The organism is Paenibacillus apis, from assembly GCF_018333295.1.
GTDB lineage: Bacteria > Bacillota > Bacilli > Paenibacillales > Paenibacillaceae > Fontibacillus > Fontibacillus antibioticophila.
In genome coordinates, this window is sequence record NZ_BORS01000025.1 from 14,073 (window position 1) to 40,194 (window position 26,122).

The window sequence follows — 26,122 nt, forward strand, 5'->3', positions numbered from 1 at the left end:
GATTTTTAAAGATAAATCCATAATGGGGGTTATGAAATGGCAAAAAACAACCGAAAGTTTAAGCTCTTCTCTCTTATCGTTATTTCCGCTTTGCTTGCAACCGCTCTCGCAGGCTGCGGAGGCTCAGCAAACAAGAACACCGGAAACGACGCCAAGGATCAGGGGAATTCATCCGCAGTCAGCACGGGTAAAACGATTACCTGGCTGACAGCCCGGCCAGAGAACGGGGCGATCGTGCAAACCGTTCGGGAGCTGGCGGACCGTTATGCCGAGGAACATCCCGGCTTCAAGCTGGATATCCAGGTGACAGCCGACAGACCTTCGTATTTGACCAAGCTGAGAACGCTCGTCGCTTCCGGCGAGGTTCCGGAATTTATCGATACGGACGCCGATCCCTACGCCCAGGAACTGGCGGAAGCCGGCATGCTGGTTGATATGAAGCAATTCCTGGACGAGCAGGGCCTGTATGATCAGTTCTATGAACCTGCGCTGAAATACCAGGAGCTGCCCGATGGCAGCCTGTATCTTCTCCCTTTGGAATATCATTTGGAGATGACTTGGTATAATAAGCAAATCTTCGCGGACAATAATCTATCTGTTCCGAAAACGATTGACGATATGCTTGCCGTCAGCAAGTCACTTAAAGAGAAGGGCATCACTCCGATCGCCGTTGACGGCGTGGATGTCTGGCCCGTGTTGCGCTATGCGGCGATGATTCCGTTCCGCGCCACCGGGAACGAATTTGCCCGCAATCTGAGCCAGGGCGAGGCTAAAATGGCCGACGAAACCGGCATGCAAGCGGCGAACTTCGTCTCCGATATCGGCCAGTACTTCCAGCAAGGATTCGCCACGACGGATTACACGACTGCACTCAACATGTTCCTTAACGGCGAAGCTGCCATGTACCGCATGGGCACCTGGGAAATTCCGTCCTTCGTGGACGAAAATCTGCCGGATAACATGAAGGGGAACGTCGACTACTTCTACCTGCCGACGATGACAGGCGCCAAAACGCCGGATAACGAATTTTTCGGCAACAGCGGGATCGGCCTGGCGGCGACCGCCGACAAATTTGAAGGAACCGCCAAGGACTTCCTCAGCTTCGTCCTGAACAATTACAGCGACGTCTACGTGGCTAAACAGCAGATGTCCCCGCTGAAATTCACGATTGAAGACGAGTCCCAATTCTCCGAGCTGTTCCTGCGGATCAAACAGGATATGGACAACTACGGTTCGGAATTTGCCAAGCCTTGGGATACGTTGCTGGATGCCAATACGAACTCCGTCATGAGCGATTTGATCATGAAATTGGCCATGGGGGGCATGACTCCGGAAGAGTTCGCCAAACAAGTCGACGACACTATCGCCCAAAACGCGGGCAACTAAATCAGTTACGCGCTGATACAAATTGTCCCCCTGCCCGGTCCGCCCATGGTCCGGGCGGGGACTTTTCCACCTAAGTTTGTCAATCTGAATCAATGGAGAGATTCCACATGAATGTACTCAAAGATAAGAAGGCATGGTTGGTCTTTGTCACTCCCGCCCTGCTCTTTTATTTGGGGACTGTGTTTGTTCCTATCATCCAGTCGCTGAACTACGGCTTTCAAGATTGGAACGGCATTAAGGACGCCAAATACATCGGGCTGGGCAATTATATCAAAATGTTTCAAGACCCTTACTTCTGGAACTCCGTGCAAAACAATCTGATCTACGTTGTCATCGTCGTGTTGATGCAAGTGTTCATCGGTTTGTTTTTCGCGCTGTTGATCTCATACGTCAAAAAAGGGGCCGGCGTTTTCAGAACGTTATATTACTTGCCGGCTGTCGTGGTCACCGTCGCCATCGCCCAGATGTTCCGTAACTTCTATTCCTTGCAGCCGCTAGGCCTGCTCAACATGTTTCTGGAGTGGATCGGGCTTGGTCATCTGCAAAACGCCTGGTTATCCGACCCGCACACCGCATTGATCGCCGTCTCTATTCCCGAAGGCTGGCGTTTTACCGGGATGTACATGGTGATCTTTTACGCGGCGCTGATCGCCATCCCGAAAGAAATCGAGGAGGCCGCCACCATCGACGGCGTTAACGGGTGGCAGTTAATCCGTTATATCAAGCTGCCGAGCATCAAGCACGTGCTGAGTCTGGCGCTGATCATGTGCACCACCGGCGCGCTGCGCGGCTTCGATATCCCTTATATCATCGGCGTGCCGGGTTCGTCGACCGAGCTGGTCACGACCTATATGTACAAAAAAGCATTCTCCACGATCCAATACGGTTACGGGAGCGCGATCGCTGTCTTTATCGTTCTCGAAAGCCTGCTTGCCGTCCTGATCATCCGGAGTATCTTTAATTCCAGGAAAGGAGGCGCATAATATGCGATCCAAAAAAACGGCCTTATCCTTCCTGCTGTATTTTATCGTTATCGCGATTTTGATCGTGCAAATTTATCCGGTGATCTGGCTGCTGTTGTCCAGCTTCAAGTCGAGCATCGAGTTGACGACCAAGCCGTTTTCGCTACCCACCGTATGGTCTTTCGCCAACTACGCCGACGTGTTCAGTGAAAGCAGCCTGCTGCTGTATATCAAAAATACCGCTATCGTGACCTTCAGCTGTCTGGCACTGATTGTCTTCCTCAGCGCAACAGCGGGTTTTGCGCTCGTCAAAATGAATTTCAAACTGAATTCAAAGCTGCTTTTGTTCTTTACGATCGGCATCATGATCCCGATTCAGGTGACTTTAATCCCGCTGTTTATCATGTACAAAGACTACGGGATGCTGAACTCCTACCTGGCATTGATTCTGCCGCAAGTCGGCTTTGCCCTGCCGTTGTCGATTTTGATCTTCACCAGCTTTTACAGCTACGTACCGAATGAATTGATTGAGGCCGCCACTATCGACGGATGTAATATCTATCAGGTGTTTTATAAAATCATTTCGCCGCTGACCATCAACACGACGGTCACGGTCGCCTCAATCAATTTCATCTTCATCTGGAACGATTTTATTTTTTCCAACACCTTTACGAATGACAAGCAATACAAAACGATCGCCGTCGGGCTCCAGGATTTTATCGGGGCGTTCGGCGCGACGGATTGGGGCCAGACGTTTGCGGCCATCTGTATCAGCATTGTTCCGATTATCATCACTTATCTGTTCCTGAACAAGTACGTGATGGCCGGTGTGTCCGACGGTGCAGTCAAAGGATAAGAGACAAGGAGAGAGATACCCATGCAATCGATGAATCAGCTTTTTGGCAGAATGAAAGGAAGAAGCCGAGCGATTACCGCGGAAAATCCGCACGGCTTGAAGGGCGAAGGCGGACAAGCGGCCGGCCCGTTAGGAGTGGCCCGGAAAGGCAAGGCCTTCATCTCGCTCGCTGAGGGCGAGACCGCGACGCTCGTCGATATCGAGGGTCCCGGCATCATCCAGCATATCTGGATGACCGTAACCGATCAGACCGAATCCGGCTGGTTCGTATTGCGCGACCTGGTGCTGCGGATGTATTGGGATGGCGAGGAAGCTCCGTCCGTGGAAGTTCCATTAGGCGATTTCTTCTGCAACGGCTTTGGCGCCAGAGCGGTCGTCAACTCCATGCCGATTGTGGTCAATCCGGTCGGCGGCATGAACAGTTACTTTGCGATGCCTTTCGGAAAAGCGGCCAAAGTAACCATTACGAATGAACATCCTCAGGAAATTGAAGCCTTCTTTTATCAATTCGATTACATGCTGGTCGATGAGCTTCCGGAGGATACAGAATATTTCCACGCTCAATTCCGCCGGGAAAATCCGACCAAGCTTAAGCAGGATTATACGATTATAGATGGAATTAAAGGAAGAGGGAAATATATCGGCACCTATATTGCCTGGACCTCCCTGTCCCGGTACTGGTACGGCGAAGGGGAAGTGAAATTTTACCTCGACGGCGACCGGGATTGGCCGACGATTTGCGGAACGGGAGCAGAGGATTACTTCGGCGGCGCCTGGGGATTTGTAAAACCCGACAACGGCAACCCGGTTCATGAGCAGACGTACTCCACCCCATTTATGGGTTTTCCGTATTTTGCGGTAACAGATACGACAAGAGCGCATATTTACGATGGAGCGGCTTGTCCGATGCGCGGCTTCTATCGTTGGCATATACTTGACCCCATTTTGTTTGAGGAGGATTTGCGAGTCACGGTTCAACAGATCGGACATGACGGGAAAGCTTTGTTCGAAAGAAGCGATGACGTGAGCTCCGTATCCTATTGGTATCAGACCGAGCCGCATCAAGCGTTTCCCGAGCTGCCCGGCGTGCTGGACAGACGCCCGCGTTAACTCAGAGAAACTTCGTAAAACATAAAGAAACAGAGGTTTGAAACATGACGAATAAAAGGGTTACCTTGGTTCAAGTCGCCAAAGACGCGGGCGTATCGCCCGCGACGGTCTCCCATTTTCTAAACGGCAACTTTCAGAAAATGGGTGCGGGGACAAGGGAGAAAATCCGTCTCTCGATCAAAAAGCTGGGGTATCAAGTCAACCCTGTGGCCAAAAGCCTGATTACCGGCAGAATGCATACGATCGGGCTTGTTTTGTCCGATAGTATCTATGACGGGGACGGTTATTTTGAAGACTTATACTTTCTCCACTTCGCCAAAGTCATCAAGCAGCAGCTAAAGGCCTTGGGGTATAAAATCATCCTGCTGGACTTTGAAGAAATCTTTATGAACGTCCAGATGGTCGATGGAATTATCGTCAAGGCCACATTGGAAACGGAAAAATTCATGCCTAAATTGATGGATCTGCGCGTGCCAGTCATTACGGTAGGACGCCACAATTTGTCCTATGGAGCGCACGTGCTGCGCGTCAACGACTTCCAAAGCGGCCAAACCGGGGTGAACCACTTGTTGTCCCGCGGCTATGATAATTTGATCATTTTGACGTATCCGCACGGGCAGGTTCCCGGATTCGACGACCGGCTGAACGGAGCGAGCGAGGCCCTGCAGCAGCATGGCAGGCTGACGACCGTGTTGACGGGCGATATGACGGAGAAATTCGGATACGATACCGTGGTCAACCTGGCTCAAAGCAGCCAACTGCCTCAGGCGTTGTTTTGTTTGAACGATATTTCCGCCATCGGGGCTTTAAAGGCCTGCAAGGATTTGGAGCTGGCCGTCCCGGAACAACTCGCCGTGTTAGGCATCGACGATATGCCGACCGTTTCCGAACTGCTGAGCTTATCGACCATTCGCCACCCGATCAACGAATTGGCCGCAGCCGCTTCCAAGCTGATGATAGAGTCGATTGAAACCGACGGCCAGCGCCTCGATCCCGTCGAAGAAGTGTTCCCTACGGAACTGATGGTGCGGCGAACTAGCTGATTTGCGAATGTGCTTAAGGAAGACTATACAACAAGATCGAGCAGGGGGTATAAGAACCCTTGCTCGTTGCTTTGTCATCTGGTGTATAGCTAAGGTGTGTTTAGCCCCCTCCATGCTGTCACACAAGCACTTTAACCATCCGGTACAACGAAAAAGCAGGCTTGTTGATTTCCCCCGCAATTTGGTAGCCGATACGGTTATATAATTTAAACGCAAGTTCGTTTTCCTTCTTTACAGTCAGGGAACATTTGATAAATCCTTGTAAAATGGCCTGTTTCTCCGCAAACGCAAGCAGCCGCGAACCTATACCCAAACCTCTGCTTTTCGGTAAAGAAGCGATTGTACCAATGTGGAATTCGTCATCTTCACCTTCTTTCAGGGTGATCATTGAATATAGCGATGTAACGTGCCGAAGACTATAACCAATAAGTCCCCATTTTCGATAAGCAAGCAACTGTTCAAAGGTGGGCCATGCCAGGCGTCTCAACACCCGGACCGGATAACATGTGATTATTCCTAATGTCTGTCCGTTGACCCTTGCCTCAAAGGCATATTGATGACTGAAGCGATTCTCACTCCCCTTCCACAGCTTGCGGAAAGTACCGGAAACGACGCTCTTCTTCTCGGACCCGGCTAATGTGTACGCCATATATTCCAAAGCCATTTGATTAAGCCTGGCGCCGATCACCGACCGCGCATCGGCCTTTAGGATGGTGGTTGCATTTTCTACCGAGATCATTTGACGGATACCCCCACAATAGTTACATTGATGGAGCCGATGCTTAATCCGGTAAATTTCTCAACGGCCTCCCGAACATTAGATTGCAGTACCTTGCAGACTTCCGGCATTTTCAACCGGTGTTGAACAGTTACGCATAAGTGAATATCCAATCCCCTGTCGGTTTCCTTTAACTCGATTCCATTTTGTATACGGTTCCCGCCTAACCAATTCGTGATTTTCCCGACAACTCCGGTTGACGTGCATATGATACCGTTAGTCGCATTTACAGCTATGCCAATGATCTTGGCGATTATTTGTTTTGAAATATTGACTTTTCCCATTGCATTTTGAATGAACATGCACATCCCCACTTTTCAAGATTTAATTAAAACAAACAGATAGTTTTTCACGATTATGTGATAGTAAAACAAATCTTTTGATACTAAATTATATCATTACAGAGCGTCAGTCAACTTTCTCCCAACGGAGACCCGCCAGCAATACGCAGAAAAATTGTCATTTAATGCCTCTTAAATCCGTGATAAAACGTATCCACAACCAAGGCAGCTGCGGAATTTTTGGCGATATCCCCGTCTACGACCTGCTGCCAAGTCAGGAACAGAAGTGAATACAGGACATTGACAATCCAGTTTTTGTCTACATTCTGGCGAAAATACCCCTTCTGCTGCAGCAAACCGACCGCACGCAGCACAGGCTCCCGTAATTTCTGATCCTCTTCCTCAATCTCCCGATTATAATTGACAGTAGCGTCATGGGCCAGAAAATAAATTTTGTCTCCGAGTGGTATCAAGGCTTCAATCAGCTCCGGAATGAAGGTTTCACAGTTCTCTTCATCCAGCCGAATCTCTTTCATCGTCTCGCTGACGACCTCGATCGCACGAAGCCCCAAGAAAATCATCAATTGCTCCCGGCTCTCAACATACCGGTGCAGCGTTGCGATACCGATTCCGGCGGATTCGGCAATTTCGTGCATGGAAGCATTCGGCTTCTTGATTAGGAGCTTGGTCGCTTCATCCAAAATAGTGTTCAGCCGCGTCTGCTTGATTGACGTCAGTTCTTTTTTCATACCTGTTACACCTCTTAATGAGCAATGTATGGATCTGATTTGGAGATTGATCACTTGATAGTATACCATATCGACTGGATGTACTAACCATCAGAAAATACATACTATGCTCCCATTAGCCAAGCTTCTTGACGCAAAACAGCCCGGATCGCTATTTACCGACCCGGGCTGTTTTTACCCCACCAATCTGGCATCAATCCGCACTTCGCTAAATTCGGCATGTCCCTGACTGACAAACAAGCCAAGCTTACCCCGAGGGATGTCATACATTCTCGCACTCATCGCTATGCTCTCATCCACGTAAATTTCGCAGATCGTTCCGTCGATAAACACTTTGATCTCGTAATGACGACCTGGAACCAGCTCGATCGGACGCTCCAGCTCAACCTCATACGGGAACGTCTTTCCGCCTTCTTCCGATTGCATGATCTTCCCGCGGAACGTAAGGCGATTCCGCTGCGGCTCCAGGGTAACGTAATAGGCCTCATCCAACGTGTCTTCGGTTCGGAGCATCAATCCAACCCCTTGAGTCTCCCTGGAGAAGGAGATGCGAGCTGAAATCTTGCATTGCTCTGGCAGCTCTTCCCGGCTCGCGCAGCCGGCAAAGCCATATGGCGAGTCGCACGAAAGCGACTGATCCGCAATGGTCCACTCTCCTGTGATCCCTTGATATTGTACGGGCAGCGGCTGCGAAAATGCCGCATCCACCGTATCCGGCACTTTCACGCCAAGCGTGCCGTCCGGGCGCTGAACGATTTCATGGACGATCAGGTTCCCGCCCCAATCCCAGGTGTGGTAGTCCTGCCCCCGAGATTTCGGAGGATTCCACCCGAACAAATCGTCGTCTTTCGTGGGATTCCATCCGAACAAATAACGTTTCTTCCCGTCGGACACCGATTTCGCCGCATAGAAAGCCCGGCCGTCGAAGGTATCCTCCCCGGGGGCCAGCCACGGTCCCTCCAGGGAACGGCTCATCCGGTAGAAGGTTGCAAACCGTCCCGTATAAGATGAATAGATCAAGTACCACCAATCTCCGATCCGGAATAAGTCAGGACATTCATGAGCCCCTACGTGCAAATTCGGCGCATAGAGGGGTTCGCGGTACTCCCAGGTATTCAGGTCCTTGGATGATAACAGCGCAGTACACCCTTTTCGATTCGTAGGGCCTTTCGCCATCGCCGCAAGCAGCATCCAGTACTGCCCTTCCTCCTCATTCCAGAACACAAACGGATCGCGCCAATCCGACAATTCATAGATGTGGTCATCTGCGGCAAAGGTATGCTCCGGAATCGGCTCCCAAGTCTTCAAGTCGCTGCTGACCGCATGGCAGACCAGCTGTTTGCCCGGAGGAAAGATGCAGTAGAACATATGATAGGTCCCACCCACCTTCAGAACATGGCCGGTGCCGCCCTGGATTTTACAGGCTCCGTCCGCCCGATAATTCACAAAATCCTTCGTTCCGACCAGATACCAGCCATGGTCAAGACCTTCCTGGTAATTCTCCCGCCAGCCGTGCAAGTAGAACAGCTTGAATTCCCCGTCCTCATAATAGGGAATTACGTCTCCGACCCAAGCGTTGTCCGGCCGATAGAAAAATTCTCTCATCTTCCTTCCTCCCCAAGTTTCAAGTGGTCCATGCGGTCATTCAACGAAACAGGCCTATACGCATCGCTTGTCCCCCGCTCCTGGTACCAGTAAACGGTAGCGGCATACAAACAGCGGTTGTTGACCCCCCAATGATTCCCTTTATATTTCTCGATATATCCTTCAAAAGAGTTCATGAAAGGGATATTGTCACCAATGTGGAACCGGCTGACCGAGGTATGTCCGTTCGCATCCGTTTCGATAAACGGCTGACAGGCGTAAGCGCTGTCGAACATCGGGAACGGCGGTTCGGCCGCCCAGGCATAACCGATATAGTCCTCGCTGCCCGTTCCGAATGTGGACGGAAAGGACTCGCCATCCACAAAAAACTTTTCGTCTCCTTCTCCCCACCACCAGTCGATTGTTTTTCGGTCCCATTTCCCGTACCACCAGGTTTCGGCCTCCTCAGCCGGTCTCTCCCAGGTATTGTTTACATGCAGGTGGACACCGCAGAATCTTCCCCGGCCTTTCGTCAGCAGCAAAGGCCAATCCGGCCAGCGATCCCCTTCTTCCTGGAATCGCTCCGCATCCAGATCCAAATATTGATCCCGGTGCCATTTGGCATGAAAACGCAGAAGGTTTTCCGCGTGAGATTTTGGCAGCGGTGAATACCGGATATCCGCCTGAAGCTCGCATGCTTCCGTTCCCTCGTTTTCAATTTCAATCCTCGCACCTTCCGAGAACGGCATGTACCAATAACTGTACATTTCATGCTCATTCATCCCCAGGGGCAGAGAACGGTACGGCTTGATCCCGGGTGCGCTGCCAAAAAAATCGCCCAATGGGGCCCATACCGAAGGGGTTGTCTCATTGTCCCATTTCATCGATAGGGTTAATTGTCTGGCCAACATCCGCTGCTGTTCCTCGCTCTTTCGTCCAAGGTCCGTTCTGATCCGGATCATGGAGATCGCGCCGGCCTCTTGTTTATCAAATAGCACGGCTTTACCGCCTGCCGGTACGGTTACCGTAATGGTTTCGTCGGATAGCCCCTCCTCTTTCACAAAAGAACGGGCTCCCCTTTGCTGTAAAATCCGGTCAGCTTCGGCCAACGCAATGGCCGACTCCTTGTCGAAGCTGCCGTCAAAGGAAGGCAGCCTGACCCCGACAGGAAAGACGGTATACGTGATGTGGTAGTAAGCACCCCAGCCTTCATCCAGCAGCACCTTGCAATGTTGTTGAAAAGGGATCGGAATAAAGCAGTTTCTGCCGCGGGATAACGTAGGCGACAGATTCGGAAAATTGGCCGGCGGTCCTTCTTGATTGAATTTCTCGAAATAATCCCGGAAAGGCTGATCCATCACGGGGGTATCGGCATGATCCACAAAAATCCGAATATGCCCCTCTTCGGGAAGCGCGGACCACACTCGCCAGATCACGCCGGGTCCGTCAAGCTCCATGGCGACAATGCTGTCTCCCTCTTTGCGAAGGTAACCTCCCCCGTCATCATTGGCTCCCCAGTTCTCGTACAGACCCGTCTCGGCATTATAGGCAGAGCTTCGGTCATAGCTTGAGAAACACCCCGATTTCTCCCCGGCCTGCGGCGGTATCGCCAGGGCTTCGAGATCATATAATCGGCGAACAAGGTCTTGATAGGAATAAGATTGTGGTTCTGCTGAATTCATGTCAGGCTCTCCCTTCTTGCCAAATCGGCTGCATATCCCATACTTCCAGCGACCTTACCATCAGATCGCCGTCTCCCCAGATCTCCAGCCCCATAGCATCCTTGCGGCTCGGATATACGCGGGTTGTCAAACTTTTCAATCCGTTGGCATAAGCTTCAACCATGGAACGGTCCAGATAAAGGTGAAGCTTCAAATTCTCGGCCGCCAGCTCCAGCTTGCCGCCCTGGATCCCTCCGCATCTTTCCCCCGGATGCAGCGTCGTTTTCGTCCGGTCGACCAGGAGCATCGATTGCTTCGCATCATAATACAGCAGCGTTTCTTCTTCTCCATCCGGAGTGCGCCGGAGCTTGATTCCGAATTGCCGGGCGCTGTCAGGCTCGATTTCCAATTGAATCTCGAGCATGTCGCCCTGAATCTCCCGGAGCCGTGCATTCGCCTCGGCGAGCGACTTGTCCCGAAGTGACAGCCGCTTCTCCCCGCGCAGCGATTGCAATTCCTGGATCGGCTCGATTCCCAGCCGTCCGTCCTCCCGCAAATAGACGCAGAGCGGCAAGCCGCCGTTATGGGCCCAACCCGATTGATACTCCAGCTCGGGCGTCCGGTCGCCTTGGGCGATCGTAAAGATGATGTTTCTGCCGGTTTTCGGATCCGCCATTCCGCTCGGGCCGGTAAAGTGGAAATCGCCGACGTCGATCAATTGCGGCTCCTCCTGATCGGGAACGAAGGTCAGATTTTCCTTGTCGAGCTGCCCGATCCAATAGAACACCTCCACATCCGCCCCCTTTCCCACCGGGCTGACCAACAGAAGATGTTTGTCCACCCCTTGCTTGTCGGCACCAAGAGGAAGAAAGACGGGAAGCTCCCAGATCGGGCCAAGATAAGGAAACTTCTGCAGATCCGCTTGATAAAACGGGCCTTTGTACGTCCAATTCAGCATATCTTGTGAGGCGAACGCCAGGGCGGCCCCGCCGCCGCCTTCGATTCCCGATCCGACCAGGGCATACCAGCCGTCATCGTCCTTCCAAACAAAGGGATCCCGGAAATCGCCGAAGGCGCCCATGCCCTTCTTCTGCACAATCAAAGGCTCCGGATGCTTCACCCAATGAACCAGATCCGAATCTCCATCCTGAGTATAAGTGCTGCGGGCAAGCGCCACGCTTTGGTTTGGCGAAGCGCTGTCATTTCCCGCCGTAAAGAACAGGACCGGCAGGCCGTCCGCATCATAGGTCGCACTGCCCGACCAGATCCCGTCCGGCGCAAGTCCATCCTTCTCCGGCGCAAGCGCTACGGGAAGGTCGCGCCAATGCACCAGATCCTCGCTGACCCAATGTCCCCAATGGATATGATGAAAGAAGGGGCCCAGCGGGTTATGCTGATAGAACAAATGATATTTCCCCTCAAAATAGATGGGCGCATGGGGTTCGTTCATCCAATGGGCCGGCGGGCTGACATGGTATTGCGGCCGGTGCCGATCCGACAGCAGGGGTGTTCTGTCCAGCTTGATCTCATCGTATTCTATGGACGGATGGGCGCCTCCATGGATCGAATCCAACACTTCCCGATAAGCGGCGGCCACCTCCTCCGCGCTGAGGGCCCGATGGTAGATCTTAAGCTCATCGATCATTCCGCTGAACATGTGCAGGTTGAAGGCTCTCGCCAACCGGCTGCTGTGATTGTTTTTGCCGATGAGCAGCTCCGTGCCCAACGCCTCGGCCAGACGGGAACCTTGCGGCAAGGAAGCCGAAGCGATTTCGCTGCCGTTCAGATACAGCTTCATTTCGCCCTGGTTCCCATCAAACACCGCACTTACGTAAGACCATTCATTTTTGGGCAGTTCATAGCCGTCGGGGGACCAAAGTTCTTTCCATTCGCCGCTCTCGAGCCCAAGTTGAAAGGACCAAGTGCCGTGACGGAACATGCCAAGCAGATATCCCTGCTTGCTCTCCCTGTTGTAACGGTTGACGATCGCGGCCAGCTTGCCTCCCTCCCCCCATTCATACGAACGGGGCGCAACCCATACTCCAATGCTCAGCGCTGAAAGGTATGCCGTCTCCTCGTCGGAATCGTCCTCCTTTAAGGAATGGGCAACATAAGTCGAGTAACCGTCGAACAGGAGCCCGCTGCCCATTACGCCCTGTCTCCATTGCGGATCGCGCGGTTCGGCAAACGCCGCTTGCTTCAATACGTATTGAATATTATCCCGGGATTGGGACAGGCTCTCCAGAGCGCTGTCCCCTCTTCCTTCGTCGAAAGCCCAATACATCATTAGCCCCCGATTGTCGATACATTGGCTCACGCGTCATTCCCCCTTGAAGGCTTTTCTTCGGCACCGTTAGGAAAAGGAACGGACTTAAGCTCATGAATATGGAATGAGTTCAACATAACCTGCCCTGAGCCTGTGCTTACCGAAACACGCTCGATCGGAGCATCGGGGAAAATCTGATCCGTCAACACAACGAGTCCTTCATTCGCATAGACCTCAACCGCATTGCGATCCAGCCAGATATGAAGCTTAATTTTTCCATTGACTGGTGCCAGTCTGGCCCCATGCTCACAAGCGAACGACGGATGGAAATCGGTCAAGCCCGAGTTCGAGCGGTCCACGAATAGCCACTCGCGCTCAGCATCATAACCGATCCTCGTCTCACTCTCTCCGGAGGATTTCAATCGGATCTGAACTCCGTTCCCGGACCGGAGATCGATCTCCGCTTCAATTTCCAGGAGATCGCCGCTCGTCTGCAGCGTAAACGGCGTTTCCGCCATCACCGTGACATTCTCACGGCTCTCCGAAGCCTTACGCAGTTGCTCGACTTCCCGCACCGGCATTTGCGTCAGCACCACACCCTCACCGCGGCTCGTCAACGACAAGACCCGAGGCAGCGTCATTGCGCCTCTCCAGGCTCCGGTTGGCGTCTCATTGGCATATTTCCAATTGCTCATCCATCCGATCATCACACGGCGCCCGTCTTGCTCGGGCATATCCGACCAGGTCACGCCCGCATAGTTGTCTCGTCCGTAATCCAGCCACAGGATCCGCTCGGCCGGATTGTCATTGATGAACGTATTTCCGTCGAACTCGCCGATAAAATATTGCGTGCGTGATCCCTCCGGAATGGACGGGTTATCCCCAATGCTGATGATCAACACCCATTTGGAGCGTCCGCTGTCACCCACCGGCAATGCAAAGAGATCCGGGCATTCCCACACGCCGTCATGCGATCCCTCCCCTTTGCCGAATTCGCCGGTCAGCGTCCATTCAATTAAGTCTTTCGATCCATAAAAACGGGCATGGTCTCCCGCCACAAGCACCATCACCCACCGCTCGCTTTGCGGATGCCAGAACACTTTCGGATCCCGAAAGTCGATCAGGTCCTCCTCGGCGAGAACCGGGTTCCCCTCGTATTTGTGCCAGGTTCTCCCTTTGTCGCGGCTGTAAGCCAAGCTTTGCCGCTGGCGAGGCTGCCCTGTCTTCGGGCAGGTGTCCGCATGGGTGAAGATCGCGACCAGACCATGCGAACCTTCGAATAGTCCGCTGCTGTTATTCCAGTCCACCACGCAGCACCCGGAGAAAATGGCCCCATGCTCATCCGGGAACAAAGCGATCGGCCTATGCTCCCAATGGATCAAATCCGGACTTACCGCGTGTCCCCAGTGCATCGGCCCCCATTTGTTGCCGAAGGGATGATACTGATAAAACAGGTGATATTCGCCTTCGTAATAAACTAAACCGTTCGGGTCATTCATCCAATGCGACGGGGGTGAAAAGTGAAACCCCGGTTTGTACTTATCCTCGTTCCGTGTCTTTGTCTCGAGCTGCTTATGAATTTCCTCTGTGGTTGGCATAGACTGAAGAGCCCCCTTCCGTGTTGTAACGATCGAACCGCCGGCATTGGCAAAGGTCAGCATACCGATGATTTGCTGCTCTTCCAGCAGATGCAATGGGACTCCGCTGTCCAGAATCCGATACAGCAAGCAGCCCAAGAATGCGTCGCCAGCTCCCGTCGTATCGATGGATTTCACCCGAAAACCAGGCACATATCCGTCAGCGTCCGCCAGCCGGTAATAGCAGCCTTTTTCCGCCAGTGTCACAACGATGAGGTTAATGCCGAATTGCTGCCGCAGCATCAGCGAACCTTTCTCCACATCGGTTGACCCCGTTATAAAGCTGAGCTCTTCCTCCGATATTTTCAGGATGTCGGCATAGTTCAAGCCCCAGAGAATGTGTTGCTTTGCTTCCTCTTTACTGTCCCACAACGCAAGTCGGAGGTTCGGGTCGAATGACACCAGGACTCCCGCTTCCTTCGCTTTAGCAACCGCTTCTCGCGTTGCCGTGCGGGCCGGCTCATGGGTCATCGACAGTGAACCGAAATGCAGGATTCGGCACTTTTCAATCTCATCGAACGGGACATCACCCGGCCGCAGGAAAGTATCCGCCCCCGGCTTCCGATGGAAGCTGAACGACCGGTCTCCGTCGTCATCCAAGTGGACGAAGGCCAGCGTTGTACTCGCTTCGTCCGTTAACGAAAGCGCGGATACGTCAACCCCGCTGTTCAGTAAAGTCTCGTGAAGCAGCGCTCCGAAATGATCCTTCCCAACCTTGGTAATCATCCCCGCGCTCGCTCCTAAACGGGCCAGTGCAGCCGCAACGTTCGCCGGAGCGCCTCCGGGGTTGCATGTAAACTGCTCATTGCCTTCCGCCGTCCGGCCTGCCGGAGTAAAGTCGATCAACACTTCCCCAATGGTCATAACATCAAGCACAGCTTCTCCCACCTATCCATTAATCGCTTATTTTTTTAAATTTTCGTTATAGCGGTCCAATCCCGCTTGATAAATCTCCATCAACTCATTCAAGCCCATCTTCTCCAGCGTCTTCACATAGCTGTCCCAGTGCTCATCGACGCCGCCATCCACGATAAACTTGCCTCTTTGAGTGTTCGCATACTTGAGCAATTCAGGCTCGATCTTGTTGATTTTGTCCAACTCCTCCGGGTTGAAGAAGATGCTCGGATAGTTCTCCTTTTCCATATACGGATCGTAGTACTTTTCCAAATCCTTCACGCGCTGCTGAGCGCGAGGCTCCAAATCCACGACTTTCCCCAAATCTTCGATCGCAATGACACCGGGACCGCCTGCACCTGGAGCCACTTTTTGCCGGAATTCACCGGCGGAGGTTCCCTCCGGAAGCGGCAGGTTTACCAATTTCCCGTTAGCGTCTTTCTCGAAAACGACATCCAGCGGGCCCCAGTGAATTTGAGCCGCCATATAAGGTTCATACTGCTGGTCGATCCATCTCATGGTGATTTCGGGATAACGGTTGACTTTAGTGATCGCGAAAGCGCCGCGTGCCGGACCGCCTCCATTGCCGCGGCCGATCAATTGATCGCCGTTAGGCCCTTTGAGCGGAGACAGCAAAGCATAATCCTTGCTTCTGTCTGTCCCGACAACCTCCTCGACTTCCCACCAAATATAGGAGCCAAGCGTTTCGTCCGTTGTTTTGCCTTTAGCCAGATATTGCGCGGCATCTTGAGTAAAGGACTCGGGGTCGATCAGGCCTTGCTTATACCACTTTTCATGAAAATATTTCAAAGCTTCTTTATATTCGGGTTGCGTAGCGGTAAAGATCACCTTTCCGTCGCGGACGATCCGATGCTCCATGTTATCCGGAAGTCCGAAAGCTCCGAATAGGCCGCCGATATCCATACACCACTGCATGTGCATGAAGCTTAACGGGATTTCATCGGCCTTGCCGTTGCCGTTAGGATCCTGCGTTTTAAAGGCAACCAACGCTTCCGTGTACTCATCGAGGGTTTCCGGCATTTTCAGCCCCAGCTTATCCAGCCATGCTTTGTTGATCACGTGGAAGAAGGGGTTGGTCCCGAGATTATTCTCCTCCCAGGACGGCAGTCCATAGATGTGACCATCCGGCGCCGTGATTGCCGATTTGATGTCGGGTCTGCGTTCGAAAAGCGCTTTCAAGTTGGGGGCGTATTGATCGATCAAATCCTCCAGCGGAATGATCGTTCCATCTTTTCCGTAATTGACGAGTTCATAATCTGAGAGTCCGGCGGCATAAAAAGCATCCGGCAAATTTCCGCTGGCCACCAGCAAATTTTTCTTCTCGGCATAGTCGGTATCCGGGATGTTCTCCCACTGAATTTTCACGTTAGTATCCTTTTCGAGACGCTTGAAGATTTCCATTTCGGAATATTCCGGCGCCAATGCGGCTTTGGGGGACACCATCTTTAAGATTACCGGCTCGTTCACGATCGGCAGGCCGGTTGGATTGAAATTTGCCTCCTGATCCGGATTCTCCGCTGCGTTTTTCGACCCGCCGCCGCCCGAACATCCGCTTAATACAAATGCTCCCGCCAAAATAAGAATACCTGCGCTTTTAAATAAAGACTTCATGTTTACATAACCTCCCTTTTGAACTATCACTCATTGGAATCCTTGCTAGAAAAGTTGCTTCTGAAGCAGATCTGGATACCCTGCGCCGATATTGTCGCTGCACATCCCCCCTTTCAATCGTCGAGGCCAACCTCACCCCTTGATCGAGCCGATCATCACGCCTTTGACAAAATACTTCTGCAGGAACGGGTATAGCATCAAAAGCGGCAGGCTGGATACGATAATCACGCCGTATTTGATCAGCTCCGTAACGCGCATTTTGGCCGCATAGGATTCCACATCGATCATCATGCCGGAGTTCACCTGGTTCTGGACAAGAATATTGCGCAGCACCAGCTGAAGCGGGTACTTGGCCTCGTCGTTCAAATAAATCAAGGCATCGAAAAAACCGTTCCAGAAACCGACCACATGGTACAACACCATAACGGCAATGATGGATTTGGACAGAGGCAGCACAATGCTCCAGAAGAACCGGCTGTTCGAGCAACCGTCGATCGAAGCGGCTTCCCACATTTCATCCGGGATAGACGACTGAAAAAACGTTCTTACGATAATGACATTGAATACCCCGCCGGCACCGGGAATGACCAACGCCCAGACGGTATTCAACATGTGCAGGTCCTTGATCAATAAATAGGTGGGAATTAACCCGCCGCTAAAAAACATCGTGACCATCAGAAACCACATGATCGCCGATCTCCCGACCAAATCCTTGCGGGCAAGCGGGTAAGCCGCAAACACGGTAACGGCGACTCCGATCAAGGTGCCTAACCCTGCGTAAAATATAGAATTGGCATACCCGATCCAGATGGAGGAATCATTGAATATCCGTTCGTAGCCATCCAGCGTAAACCCCTTTGGATAGAACCAGACTTCTCCCGAATAAATCAGATTCGGATCGCTGAATGAAGCAATCAGCACAAAATACAGCGGAAATAAAACAAGCAGCATGATGACAGTCAGCAAGACAATATTAATGATGTCAAACCAGGCGTCCCCTCTGCTCTTTCTCTTCAATAATTGGTTCAAAGTGATCCCCCCTTACCACAGACTGGTCTCGGTCAGTTTCCTTGCGATCCGATTGACAGTGACAATTAAGATGATGTTGATCACGGAATTAAACAGTCCGACCGCCGTCGAAAAGCTGTACTGTGCCTTCTGAATCCCCAACTCGTAAACATAGGTCGGAATAATATTGGAAGCGGCATAGTTCAAATCGTTTTGCATCAAAAACGCTTTCTCGAACCCGATGCTCATGATGTTCCCCAGTGCAAGAATCAGCAAAATGACGATCGTCGGCAGAATGCCAGGAATATCCACATACCATACCCGCTTCCATTTGCTTGCCCCGTCCATGATCGCGGCTTCATGCAGCTCGGGATTGACCCCCGCGAGCGCGGCCAGGTAAATAATCGTGGAAAAACCGGTTTCCTGCCATATTCCCGACAAGATGTACAACGGACGGAACCAGCCTTCGTCCGCCATAAACAGAATCGGGTCGCCTCCGAACAAGGCAATGATGTGGTTGACGATCCCGCTGTTCGGCGATAAGAAGACACTGAGCATACCGACGAGCACAACGGTAGAAATGAAGTGCGGCGCATAAATCACGGTTTGAATAAACTTCTTATATCGTTTGCCCAGCATCTGATTCAGCATGATCGCGATGATAATCGGCGCCGGGAAACCAAATAACAGCGACAAGAAACTGAGCGATAGGGTATTTGTGATGATCGTCCAGAAATTATAGGAATCAAAAAAGTCAATAAAATGTTTAAACCCTACCCACTCGCTGCCCCAAACCCCCTGGCTCGGCGAAAAATCCTTAAACGCAACTTGTACGCCGTACATGGGATAGTACTTGAATACGAGATAGACCAGAATAATCGGCAGCAAAAACAGATACAACTGGTAATTGCGTTTGATCTGAGTCCAAGTCTTGTGTTTCACCTTGACCATGGGTTGATCTGCCCCGGAATCACTTGAATTCACCATTGATGCACCCCTTCTACGCAAAAGTCATGTGTAGTTGAAACGTTTCCAATTACAATTGAAACGTTTCCAATTTATCATGAGAAAAACATCATCCGCCGAACCCGGAAAGCGTAAGCACCGTGCATATGATGTTTTTCCTGTGATCTCGTACCGCAATCAGGTCGTTTCGCCTTGTCTAAACATAACCGGAAGACGGTACACTTCCCGCTCCAACGTTTGGCCCTCCATCTTTTGATACAGCAGCCTGATCGACGTTCGCGCCATCTCCTCTACGGGCTGTCTGATTGTTGACAATAGAGGGTGAAAATAAGGATGATCCTGAATCCCGTCATATCCGATGACCTTCACATCCTCCGGAACGCGAATCCCCCGCCTGCCTGCTCTTTCGATATATTTGGCGGCAAACATATCGGTAATGGCAAAAATGCCGTCCACTTCGCGATGCTGATCCAGAAACTCTCCAAAATAGGCATCGTCGTCGATAACGGGATCCGGCTTCTCATACACAACGTAATCGACGCCCATCGCTTTCGCCTCACGGATGAAACCCTCTCTCCGGTTCATCGTTTCGCTGAACACGGAAGTGACGCTGCCGAGAAAAGCCGGCTTTCGGGCACCCGCTTTGACCAGCTCCCGTAACGCCAGGCGTCCCCCTTCATAATTATCGGAAGTGACGCAAGTGATCTTCTTGCTAAAGTGTCTGTCGATACTGACAATCGGAATATCGTTGCTCACGTCATCTTCGATATCGTTGTACGTAATGCCGACAATACCCGCCACTTTATTTTGCTGCAGCATATCCAGATAATACAGTTCCTTCTCGGGTTTGCCTCCGCTGTTGCACAACATGAGCTTAAACCCTTCGCGATCCAACTCGTCTTCGATGTAATAAGCCAGCTCGGAAAAAAAAGGATGCCAGATGCTCGGAAGCAGCAGGGCGACCATCTTGGATCTCCGCATTTTGAAATTCCGGGCGATCTCATTCGGAATATAATTCAGCTCCTGGATCGCTTCCTCTACTTTTCTGCGCGTCGCGGGTTTGACGGCGCCCGAATTGTTAATGACGCGGGATACGGTTCCCACGGCTACACCGGCTAAGTTAGCCACATCTTTAATGCTTGGCATCTAACCCCCCACTTATGCTTTCTTTTAGAGGTTGTTCAAAAAGTCGTCTTCCCATGACGAAGCAGTTCAGGGAGAGGATTCGACGTCGAATCTTGAATTCAGCCGGGCCTTCCGTTGCTCACGTAGATCTGTCTACGCTCCGCTACTCAGCCCCTAGCTTCATCCAACCTTCTTGGTCCTGAAAACCCGACTTTTTGAACTCGCACTTTTATGGTTATTATCATAGCACCGGATTGGAAACGTTTCAATATTTTTTTGGAAACGTTTTAAAACGAAGAATTTGTACTCCGCTGGACAGCCCCACTCCGCAAACACTTGCCGCGCGGCGGCATCGGCCGGCAGGCTGAATTTACGGATACACCCGGCTGCCGGCGGAAATCGACATTTGCTTGAAGCGAATGGGAATCAACTCACGTCCTTCAGACTCGGGTTGAATCGGAAGATACCCGGCAGGGCCTCAAATTCCCGCCACACCTGGGAATTTGAGGTCCTTTCGCAAGTTAATGGAGGTCATCCTCAAATGTTGCATCCTCCACTACAAAGACCGCTCCGTCATATTTGTATTTCAGACGGATTGTAACCGGGAATTCGGCCGGCGATACCTGGACCGGCACCGACGCATACAAGGTATTCCCTTCAAAAAAATAGCGAATGATGCTGCCGAGACCCGGTTGGTCCAGCCATAAGCCGGCGTCATCCTCGTTGTATTCGAACGTGCGCGTTTCGCCGCCCAGCGTATATTGGAATGTTCGCTTGCCTTCCTCCGCCGTCACGGTTGAGGTAAGCTTGGAGCTCGCTACCAGCACCGGGTCCGCCGCGGACACTACGGTTAAATCGCGTCTTAGCAGCTTCACTGTCGATTCATAAACCCCGGTACCGTATCCGCGGGTCAAGATGACGGCCAACACCTCCTCCTCCCCGTCGCCCGTTTGCAGCATGGAAACTTGCGGATAATAGGATTCATTGTCGACGTTGTCCCAATCGTCGAATGTTCTTTCCGCACCGCCATAACGGACGCGGATCGGATAAATCATGCTTGCATTCGGTCTCAGCGAACCCGTGATCTTAAGATCTAGTGCCGGCTCCTCCTTCAAAAGGACTTCCTTTCCCTGATTTTCTCTGGCATAGGCTTCAAGCGACATTCCGGCTTCGTCCGTTTCCACTTGTTCGATGTGCCCAATTTTGTGGTTATCGCTGCGAACGTGCACATCAATCATTTCCTGATACGTTAGGGGGACCGAATCCCGCAGCAGCAGACGAAGCCGATAAATGGTTGTTTCCTTATTTTTTTCCTCAACGGGTATGGTCGTATCGACGTACACTTCATACACCCACGGACTGGACACATCGTAGCGCTCCAGCGGCTGCTTGACCTCGGGGTTGTTCCAGATGTCCGGCGTCGGGCCGCCCAAAACGCCCAGCTCCCGCTGCATCAGCGCTTTAACAAATGTCACGATCGTGCGGTCGCTATCCTGTTTCGCTGCGTTTTCCGCGGAATTCCACCATTCGAAATCCCCCCCGGCCCTACGCTTGAAACTTGAGCGAAACGCTTCTCCACTTTCACCGCCTGCATCTTGAACGCCTTGGACCGGAACAGGCAAAGACGGCTCAACTTGTGCAAACCAGATCCCGCCTCCCGCCGCCAGGAGTAGGATGGGAGTGACCGTCAATGCCGCGGTAATCCATGCTTTCCGATCGCGCTTCTCTTCCGCCACCCGCAACTTGTTCTCGACACGCTCCATCAGATCGTTTCGAAAACGCCGCTGCTTGAATGGCGGTCTGGCCAATCGGCGATTCCAATCCGGTCTCCATTCATTCATGTTCATCCGCTCCCTTCCATTTGGCGGCAACCTTCTTTTTGGCTCTGTGAATCCTTGATTTTACTGTGCCTGGCGAGAGGCCGGTTACCGCGGCTATTTCCTCCATGGACAGTTGATAATGCACGCTTAAGACCAACGGATCGCGAAATTGGCTTGGCAGCTTTAACACCTGCCGCCACAATTCGTCCGCGACTTCCCGGTCCAAGAATTCCGATTCGGCAGACGGCGAAGGCGGCGGGAAAGCCGTCCCGTCCGGCTCGCCGCCTGGTGAACGATCGCCGAACAGCACCACTTTGCGCACGAAGGCCCGTTTTTGGTAAGAAAGGGCGGTATTCCGCGTGATTCTCAACAGCCAGGTTTTGACGGAGGCCTCCCCTCGAAAGGAAGTCTGACTCCGGTAGGCTTTAATAAATACATCCTGCGCGACATCATCCGCCGTATACGTATTCCGGGTGATCACGTAAGCATAATTCCAAACATCCTCCCCGTACGACTCCATAAGCCCCCGAATATCCAAAATGCTCGGCTCCGCCGGAGGCTGCAACTGCATTTCCCTCAAGTGTTTCTCCTCCCCTTCACCTAAACAGACTCTTCAAATGCAACGAAAGTTCCCTATTCACCAAAAATAATGCAGGGATTTCGGCCCCGCCTCAATCATCCTACAAAACTATCGTATATTCATCTAGGATGGGCGCTGCTTCCCTCATCTCTCTCCCGATCAGGAACAACCCCGTAATCTTCCAGTGAAGATTGCAGGGTTGTTTGTTTTTGGCAGCGGGAAACTGCACATAATAGCTAATCCTCTATTGACTCTCGCAATTTATTTAGCTAATATAAAATCATAAGTTAGCTAATTTGAGGTGAGAATCATGCGAGTGACTTCAACTGACATACAGAATAATTTCGGAAAATATTTAAAGTTTGCGGAAGCTGGCGAGGAAATTATCGTTACGCGAAACGGTAAGGACGTAGCCACATTAAACGCGATTGCCGGAGCCGGTTTATCCATGCTAAGGGAGAAGGCAGCGAGCTATCATGGCGGGGGCGAATGGGTATCCTATCAGGAATTCCTCGAGCTGACGGAGACGTCGGAGCAACGTTACGAGTTGATCGATGGCATCGTGTATAATCTCGCTTCTCCTTCCTTCAAGCACCAACTGGCCATAAATGAACTCCATGGCACTTTTTACAATTGGTTTAAAGGAAAGCCATGTACACCTCTGACTTCCCCGCTTGATATTACTCTGGAGAAGGAAGACAATAACACTTGCGTCGTACAGCCAGATCTCGTGGTGATTTGCGACAAGGATCGAATCGACGCCAACGGCAAATACAAGGGAACTCCCCAATTGGTCGTTGAAGTCTTGTCCCCCTCCACGCGGAGCAAGGACATGATCAAGAAGCTGGATTTGTACAGCGTATGCGGTGTAAAGGAATATTGGATCATCGATCCAATGAAAGCACTCGTGATCGTATACACGCTGGAAGACGGCAATATTGCGGACATGACCGTATTCTCGAACACCGGGGATGCGCATGTGACCTCTCAGCTTTACCCGGGTTTGCAAGTATCGATCCAGGATTTAATTGCTTGATTCAGTTGGGATGAATTGGAGAAACGGCTTTTAAATGAATAAGGCTGGCGATTACTCGCCAGCCCCTATAGTTCAATCCAGGCTTACCGTATCTAAGATCGGAAGCACCTCTTCCCTGCGTTTCTTCGCATAATCCGCAGTTGCCGTGAACAGCACGTCGGACGACGAATTCAGCGCCGTTTCGCACGAATCCTGGATCACGCCGATGATGAAGCCGACCCCGACGACCTGCATGGCGATATCGTTGGATATGCCGAACAGGCTGCATGCCAGAGGGATGAGGAGCAGCGAACCGCCGGCCACGCCGGATGCCCCGGCTGCAGATATCGCCGACAGTACGCTCAGTATCAGCGCCGTACCGAAGTCGACATGGATCCCCAGCGTATGCACGGCCGCCAGCGTCAGGACGGAAATCGTCACCGCCGCCCCCGCCATATTGATCGTCGCGCCCAAAGGGATGGATACCGAATACGTGTCCTTGTCCAACCCCAATTTTTCGCACAAACGCATATTGACCGGAATGTTAGCTGCCGAGCTTCGCGTGAAGAACGCCGTAAGCCCGCTTTCCTTCAAACAGCTAAACACGAGCGGATAAGGGTTGCGGCGAAGGTGGACGTAGACGATGAGCGGATTCACGACCAGCGCGATAAACAGCATGCATCCGACCAGAACGAGAAGCAGCTTTCCATAGCCCAGCAGGGAGGCAAGTCCGCTAACGGTAATCGCTTCGAACACCAGTCCCATAATACCGAACGGCGCCAGTTGGATCACCCATTTGACGATTTGCGAAACGGCGTCGGACCCATTCGTCAGCATGCTTTTCGTGTGATCGCCCGCGCCTTTCAACGCAACCCCGAGCAAGAGCGCCCAAGCCAGGATCCCGATGTAATTGGCCTCCATCAGGGCGTTGACAGGGTTATCCACCACTTTGAACAGCAGCCCCTTCAGCACTTCGACGATGCCCCCGGGCGGGGTCATCTCCGTCGTGGCCCCTGCCAGAGACAAGCTGACCGGAAACAGAAAGCTGACCGCCACGGCGCTCAAACCGGCCAGAAACGTGCTCGTGCCGTAAAGGCCAAGAATGGATTTCATGTTGGTCCGGCGCCCTTTTTGATGGTTGGCAATGGCGGACATGACCAGGAGCAGCACGAGGACCGGCGCTACGGCCTTCAAGGCGGATACGAACAACGTACCGAGCAATGCGATCCCGCTGGCTTTCGGGACGATTAGCGCCAAGAGAATGCCGGCCGCCAAACCTGCAAAAATTCGTTTAACTAGACTGATTTGATTCCATTTGAGTAGGATTGCCTTCATGTTTCTCCCCCGATTGTTTAGATGTCACCTAAAAACATAGCGATAGTATACCACGCTTCACGGACATCTGTCCTCCAGGTGGAAACATTTGTGCATTACTTTTCACAAATGTCCCCGGATGATGGGGTTAAAGCTTTCTCCAAGCCGTAATCCTCCAAACGCACCTCCGTCTTCCGTCCGTCCTAACATCAATTGAGCCAACGGGGCTCCACCGGTTTCGCGCTCCACCTCTGCTCCACCTCCTGCTCCAGCTCTTTGATCAAGGCTCCGTAGAATCGCGACCCCCTCCTTGGCCAGTTAGTAAGCCGTTGATGCGCCTAAAATACCGGCGCCGCTCACGATACAACGCTTCATTGTATAAAATGTTAATATAGAAATTCTCACTTTTAGCTATAAGCTTTCCTGAACCCCCAGTTTGACTAAAGGGAGGCTTAAACAAAAAAGCGAATACCCACAGGTACCCGCCTTGAATCAGATTATTAGAAAAGTGCGTTATACTCTTGCTCCTTCATACACGAGCAGGTTCTGATTGACTGCCTGAAGAAAGGGAGCCTCGATGCTATAGTCCCCGGCCAGCTTTAGCAAATATCCATGCAGATGCGCTGCTTCAATATCCAGGCCCTTCTCCATATCCCGAAGCATCGAGGATTTCATTTCATCCGAGGACTTGTCCATCGTCTGCATATGCTTGGCCACGATATCATGATCTAACGGAGCCCCATGCTCAAGCATAATTCCCTCAATTTCCTGAAATAAATGCTGAATAAAATTCCGCCCGCCTGTACTCTCACGGATCGGACCGAGTGCGGATCGCATCAAGGTCGTCACGCCAGCAATCGTGGCTATATACAAATATTTATGCCAAATATCTTGTTCAATAAATTCACTACGAATGAAGGAAGGCAATGCCCCGCTTAACACCTGCTCAATCCGCTGGATTCGGTCGGTCTGCTTATTCTCGAACTCGCCATACCTTACAATATCAGCCTTGCTTGTCTGCACAATATGACCTTCACGGTTCAAGGTTGTCTCAATGAAGCAAAGCCCTCCGATGACCTTGTCCTCCCCGAACTCGCGTTGCAGTACCGGATAATGCGCTACCCCGTTCAACAACGGCAGAATGATGGTCTGCTCGCCAATAAATGGCTTTAGATCCTGAATCGCTGCTTGCAAATGGTACGCTTTGGTTGAGAACAACACCAAGTCATAAGTTCCCGCTGTATCGGAATCCCCGGTCGTGATCAGCACAGGACGAAACTTAAAATCGCCGTTAATACTGGAGATAACCAAGCCTTCCTCCTCAAGCTGCTTCTTACGCTGACTTCGAACCAGAAAAGTAACATCCGCCCCTTTTTCTACAAGCCGTCCGCCAAAATAACCGCCTACTCCGCCTGCTCCAAGCACCAATATACGCATTTTCCTGCCTCCATCCCA

General features: G+C 51.8%; 22 protein-coding genes. 6 read left to right on the top strand and 16 right to left on the bottom strand.

Going from position 1 to position 26,122, the window contains the following annotated elements; translation table 11 throughout:
* Positions 1-36: 36 nt before the first annotated feature.
* From KI362_RS23510 to KI362_RS23530, 5 genes are all read left to right on the top strand, one after another.
* On the top strand, positions 37-1,386 hold the full coding sequence (locus tag KI362_RS23510; protein WP_301630750.1) for an ABC transporter substrate-binding protein: 1,350 nt from the start codon (positions 37-39) through the stop codon (positions 1,384-1,386).
* Positions 1,387-1,493: 107 nt separating this feature from the next.
* A complete protein-coding gene (locus tag KI362_RS23515) occupies positions 1,494-2,369 on the top strand; it encodes a carbohydrate ABC transporter permease (protein WP_301630751.1) in 876 nt (291 codons plus the stop codon).
* Between the two features lies 1 nt (position 2,370).
* Complete coding sequence (locus KI362_RS23520) at positions 2,371-3,204, top strand: carbohydrate ABC transporter permease (protein WP_044482410.1); 834 nt, start codon at positions 2,371-2,373, stop codon at positions 3,202-3,204.
* A gap of 21 nt (positions 3,205-3,225) precedes the next feature.
* Complete coding sequence (locus tag KI362_RS23525) at positions 3,226-4,314, top strand: glycoside hydrolase family 172 protein (RefSeq protein ID WP_301630752.1); 1,089 nt, start codon at positions 3,226-3,228, stop codon at positions 4,312-4,314.
* A 44-nt stretch (positions 4,315-4,358) separates the two neighbouring features.
* The gene (locus KI362_RS23530; protein ID WP_301630753.1) at positions 4,359-5,357 is read left to right on the top strand and encodes a LacI family DNA-binding transcriptional regulator; all 999 of its coding nucleotides are present in this window, start codon (positions 4,359-4,361) and stop codon (positions 5,355-5,357) included.
* A gap of 118 nt (positions 5,358-5,475) precedes the next feature.
* Here the strand turns inward: KI362_RS23530 and KI362_RS23535 are convergent, their stop codons facing one another.
* The 13 genes from KI362_RS23535 to KI362_RS23595 all read right to left on the bottom strand — a co-directional run bounded on the left by KI362_RS23535 (position 5,476) and on the right by KI362_RS23595 (position 22,329).
* Positions 5,476-6,096 (bottom strand): GNAT family N-acetyltransferase, encoded by a 621-nt coding sequence (locus KI362_RS23535; protein WP_301630754.1) that lies wholly within the window; start codon positions 6,094-6,096, stop codon positions 5,476-5,478.
* Entirely contained in the window at positions 6,093-6,419 is a 327-nt protein-coding gene (locus KI362_RS23540) for an Asp23/Gls24 family envelope stress response protein (protein ID WP_301630755.1), read from the bottom strand. Before KI362_RS23540 ends, KI362_RS23535 begins: the two co-directional genes overlap by 4 nt.
* A 179-nt stretch (positions 6,420-6,598) precedes the next feature.
* Complete coding sequence (locus tag KI362_RS23545) at positions 6,599-7,165, bottom strand: TetR/AcrR family transcriptional regulator (RefSeq protein WP_301630756.1); 567 nt, start codon at positions 7,163-7,165, stop codon at positions 6,599-6,601.
* A gap of 174 nt (positions 7,166-7,339) precedes the next feature.
* Positions 7,340-8,770, bottom strand: a complete 1,431-nt coding sequence (locus KI362_RS23550) for a glycoside hydrolase family 32 protein (protein ID WP_301630757.1) — start codon at positions 8,768-8,770, stop codon at positions 7,340-7,342.
* Positions 8,767-10,431 (bottom strand): glycoside hydrolase family 172 protein, encoded by a 1,665-nt coding sequence (locus tag KI362_RS23555; protein ID WP_301630758.1) that lies wholly within the window; start codon positions 10,429-10,431, stop codon positions 8,767-8,769. Before KI362_RS23555 ends, KI362_RS23550 begins: the two co-directional genes overlap by 4 nt.
* A 1-nt stretch (position 10,432) precedes the next feature.
* Entirely contained in the window at positions 10,433-12,727 is a 2,295-nt protein-coding gene (locus KI362_RS23560) for a GH32 C-terminal domain-containing protein (protein ID WP_301630759.1), read from the bottom strand.
* On the bottom strand, positions 12,724-15,189 hold the full coding sequence (locus KI362_RS23565) for a PfkB family carbohydrate kinase (protein ID WP_301630760.1): 2,466 nt from the start codon (positions 15,187-15,189) through the stop codon (positions 12,724-12,726). Before KI362_RS23565 ends, KI362_RS23560 begins: the two co-directional genes overlap by 4 nt.
* 27 nt (positions 15,190-15,216) lie before the next feature.
* Positions 15,217-16,839: an ABC transporter substrate-binding protein gene (locus KI362_RS23570; RefSeq protein ID WP_301630761.1), complete on the bottom strand. Its 1,623-nt coding sequence runs from the start codon at positions 16,837-16,839 to the stop codon at positions 15,217-15,219.
* 132 nt (positions 16,840-16,971) lie between these two features.
* Positions 16,972-17,868, bottom strand: a complete 897-nt coding sequence (locus KI362_RS23575; protein WP_301630762.1) for a carbohydrate ABC transporter permease — start codon at positions 17,866-17,868, stop codon at positions 16,972-16,974.
* Between the two features lie 12 nt (positions 17,869-17,880).
* The gene (locus tag KI362_RS23580; protein ID WP_374705710.1) at positions 17,881-18,834 is read right to left on the bottom strand and encodes an ABC transporter permease; all 954 of its coding nucleotides are present in this window, start codon (positions 18,832-18,834) and stop codon (positions 17,881-17,883) included.
* A gap of 156 nt (positions 18,835-18,990) precedes the next feature.
* Positions 18,991-19,959 (bottom strand): LacI family DNA-binding transcriptional regulator, encoded by a 969-nt coding sequence (locus tag KI362_RS23585; RefSeq protein ID WP_301630763.1) that lies wholly within the window; start codon positions 19,957-19,959, stop codon positions 18,991-18,993.
* Positions 19,960-20,459: 500 nt separating this feature from the next.
* Positions 20,460-21,779 carry a hypothetical protein gene (locus tag KI362_RS23590; protein ID WP_301630764.1) on the bottom strand — a complete coding sequence of 440 codons (1,320 nt, stop codon included), beginning with the start codon at positions 21,777-21,779 and terminating at the stop codon, positions 20,460-20,462.
* Positions 21,772-22,329, bottom strand: a complete 558-nt coding sequence (locus KI362_RS23595; RefSeq protein WP_306432858.1) for an RNA polymerase sigma factor — start codon at positions 22,327-22,329, stop codon at positions 21,772-21,774. The genes KI362_RS23590 and KI362_RS23595 overlap by 8 nt, the downstream gene beginning before the upstream one ends.
* A gap of 319 nt (positions 22,330-22,648) precedes the next feature.
* Here KI362_RS23595 and KI362_RS23600 point away from each other — a divergent pair, with 319 nt between their 5' ends.
* Positions 22,649-23,374 (top strand): type II toxin-antitoxin system prevent-host-death family antitoxin, encoded by a 726-nt coding sequence (locus tag KI362_RS23600; protein ID WP_044482425.1) that lies wholly within the window; start codon positions 22,649-22,651, stop codon positions 23,372-23,374.
* Positions 23,375-23,446: 72 nt separating this feature from the next.
* Here the strand turns inward: KI362_RS23600 and sstT are convergent, their stop codons facing one another.
* From sstT to KI362_RS23615, 3 genes are all read right to left on the bottom strand, one after another.
* Positions 23,447-24,688, bottom strand: coding sequence for a serine/threonine transporter SstT (gene sstT / locus KI362_RS23605; RefSeq protein ID WP_301630766.1), 1,242 nt, complete (start codon positions 24,686-24,688; stop codon positions 23,447-23,449).
* A 102-nt stretch (positions 24,689-24,790) separates the two neighbouring features.
* Entirely contained in the window at positions 24,791-24,916 is a 126-nt protein-coding gene (locus KI362_RS23610) for a hypothetical protein (protein ID WP_301630767.1), read from the bottom strand.
* A 264-nt stretch (positions 24,917-25,180) separates the two neighbouring features.
* Positions 25,181-26,104 carry a ketopantoate reductase family protein gene (locus tag KI362_RS23615; protein WP_301630768.1) on the bottom strand — a complete coding sequence of 308 codons (924 nt, stop codon included), beginning with the start codon at positions 26,102-26,104 and terminating at the stop codon, positions 25,181-25,183.
* Positions 26,105-26,122 lie beyond the last annotated feature (18 nt).

Excerpts from the sequence above, each read along its gene's own strand:
- KI362_RS23510 (WP_301630750.1), top strand. The coding sequence starts at position 37 with ATGGCAAAAAACAACCGAAAGTTTAAGCTCTTCTCTCTTATCGTTATT.
- KI362_RS23515 (WP_301630751.1), top strand. The coding sequence starts at position 1,494 with ATGAATGTACTCAAAGATAAGAAGGCATGGTTGGTCTTTGTCACTCCC.
- KI362_RS23520 (WP_044482410.1), top strand. The coding sequence starts at position 2,371 with ATGCGATCCAAAAAAACGGCCTTATCCTTCCTGCTGTATTTTATCGTT.
- KI362_RS23525 (WP_301630752.1), top strand. The coding sequence starts at position 3,226 with ATGCAATCGATGAATCAGCTTTTTGGCAGAATGAAAGGAAGAAGCCGA.
- KI362_RS23530 (WP_301630753.1), top strand. The coding sequence starts at position 4,359 with ATGACGAATAAAAGGGTTACCTTGGTTCAAGTCGCCAAAGACGCGGGC.
- KI362_RS23535 (WP_301630754.1), bottom strand. The coding sequence starts at position 6,096 with ATGATCTCGGTAGAAAATGCAACCACCATCCTAAAGGCCGATGCGCGG.
- KI362_RS23540 (WP_301630755.1), bottom strand. The coding sequence starts at position 6,419 with ATGGGAAAAGTCAATATTTCAAAACAAATAATCGCCAAGATCATTGGC.
- KI362_RS23545 (WP_301630756.1), bottom strand. The coding sequence starts at position 7,165 with ATGAAAAAAGAACTGACGTCAATCAAGCAGACGCGGCTGAACACTATT.
- KI362_RS23550 (WP_301630757.1), bottom strand. The coding sequence starts at position 8,770 with ATGAGAGAATTTTTCTATCGGCCGGACAACGCTTGGGTCGGAGACGTA.
- KI362_RS23555 (WP_301630758.1), bottom strand. The coding sequence starts at position 10,431 with ATGAATTCAGCAGAACCACAATCTTATTCCTATCAAGACCTTGTTCGC.
- KI362_RS23570 (WP_301630761.1), bottom strand. The coding sequence starts at position 16,839 with ATGAAGTCTTTATTTAAAAGCGCAGGTATTCTTATTTTGGCGGGAGCA.
- KI362_RS23580 (WP_374705710.1), bottom strand. The coding sequence starts at position 18,834 with ATGGTGAATTCAAGTGATTCCGGGGCAGATCAACCCATGGTCAAGGTG.
- KI362_RS23585 (WP_301630763.1), bottom strand. The coding sequence starts at position 19,959 with ATGCCAAGCATTAAAGATGTGGCTAACTTAGCCGGTGTAGCCGTGGGA.
- KI362_RS23590 (WP_301630764.1), bottom strand. The coding sequence starts at position 21,779 with ATGAATGAATGGAGACCGGATTGGAATCGCCGATTGGCCAGACCGCCA.
- KI362_RS23595 (WP_306432858.1), bottom strand. The coding sequence starts at position 22,329 with ATGCAGTTGCAGCCTCCGGCGGAGCCGAGCATTTTGGATATTCGGGGG.
- KI362_RS23600 (WP_044482425.1), top strand. The coding sequence starts at position 22,649 with ATGCGAGTGACTTCAACTGACATACAGAATAATTTCGGAAAATATTTA.
- sstT (WP_301630766.1), bottom strand. The coding sequence starts at position 24,688 with ATGAAGGCAATCCTACTCAAATGGAATCAAATCAGTCTAGTTAAACGA.
- KI362_RS23615 (WP_301630768.1), bottom strand. The coding sequence starts at position 26,104 with ATGCGTATATTGGTGCTTGGAGCAGGCGGAGTAGGCGGTTATTTTGGC.